The organism is Bacillus sp. AF62 (assembly GCF_050312695.1).
Lineage (GTDB): Bacteria > Bacillota > Bacilli > Bacillales > Bacillaceae_G > Bacillus_A > Bacillus_A cereus.
In genome coordinates this window covers 1-835 of the sequence record NZ_JBNPJZ010000213.1, presented here as the reverse complement: position 1 = coordinate 835, position 835 = coordinate 1, and the positions used below count along the sequence as shown (strand labels likewise).

Below are 835 nucleotides of genomic sequence, written 5' to 3'. Positions count from 1 at the left end.
CTCTCAACTGATAAGGGAGGGCGGGATCAAATGTGCATATTTGATGTACATTATCAAATCAATGATAGGAAATATACCAAGTCATATTTACTTGCATTGGTGGAAGATGGGTTTCAGTTGCGAAAAAATATCCAACATGTTCTGTTCAAAGAGCACCAACAAGAAATTACGATCCTTTCTACAGATTTAGAAGAATTAGATTTAGTAGCTTCATAATGAATGAAACCTCTTAGATGTACAGAATATTTATATTTAGCGATATAGAAAGATAAAACAATACAGGAGGATTTCTTATGAAACCAATTAAGCATATGCGAAGTAAACGCGGTTTTTATATCGGTCGAGTTCCTCATACAACACATACACCTTCAACAAATAAGCGTACAGAAGAATGGGCGGGAAGAATGGGAAAAAGCATGATTTTCTCTTCTCTCTTGGTCACGCTAGACCCTTACAAAAAAGCGCGCAAATCATAATATTCATGGGAGGACATTCTTTCACTAAATATCCTCCCCGTTTAAAAGGAGGAAGCAAGATGGGAAAACAAGCGTATCAAAATCGTCAAGAATGCTGGGAAACGTTCTGGAAAGAACAAGTAATGATAAATGGTGAATTAGATATTGAACAAGTGAAACAAGAACTCTTCAACTATAAAGCACTCTTAGATCAAATTAACAAACCTCAAAACGGGATCATGCAACCTCAAATTCTGATTCAACTAGCCGCTGAAGAACGAACACAAAAGCATCGTGAAAAATTAGTAGCCCTTGCATAAGGCCATTTCAAGGATAGAAAGGAAGTGAAGAAGTGGCGCACAGCAAGCTCGACAAAGAAA

3 protein-coding genes are annotated in these 835 nt (G+C 37.0%); all 3 read left to right on the top strand.

The annotated features are described in order from the left end of the window. Positions 1 to 30 precede the first annotated feature (30 nt). The 3 genes from ACQRBL_RS32360 to ACQRBL_RS32350 all read left to right on the top strand — a co-directional run bounded on the left by ACQRBL_RS32360 (position 31) and on the right by ACQRBL_RS32350 (position 775). Entirely contained in the window at positions 31 to 216 is a 186-nt protein-coding gene (locus ACQRBL_RS32360; RefSeq protein WP_000334852.1) for a hypothetical protein, read from the top strand. 77 nt (positions 217 to 293) lie between these two features. Then, the gene (locus tag ACQRBL_RS32355; RefSeq protein WP_000802603.1) at positions 294 to 476 is read left to right on the top strand and encodes a hypothetical protein; all 183 of its coding nucleotides are present in this window, start codon (positions 294 to 296) and stop codon (positions 474 to 476) included. Positions 477 to 535: 59 nt separating this feature from the next. Then, entirely contained in the window at positions 536 to 775 is a 240-nt protein-coding gene (locus ACQRBL_RS32350) for a hypothetical protein (RefSeq protein ID WP_000517898.1), read from the top strand. Positions 776 to 835: the final 60 nt, after the last annotated feature.

What these genes read in the sequence shown, in the direction of transcription:
- ACQRBL_RS32360 (WP_000334852.1), top strand. Translation starts at nt 31, where the DNA reads ATGTGCATATTTGATGTACATTATCAAATCAATGATAGGAAATATACC.
- ACQRBL_RS32350 (WP_000517898.1), top strand. Translation starts at nt 536, where the DNA reads ATGGGAAAACAAGCGTATCAAAATCGTCAAGAATGCTGGGAAACGTTC.
- ACQRBL_RS32355 (WP_000802603.1), top strand. Translation starts at nt 294, where the DNA reads ATGAAACCAATTAAGCATATGCGAAGTAAACGCGGTTTTTATATCGGT.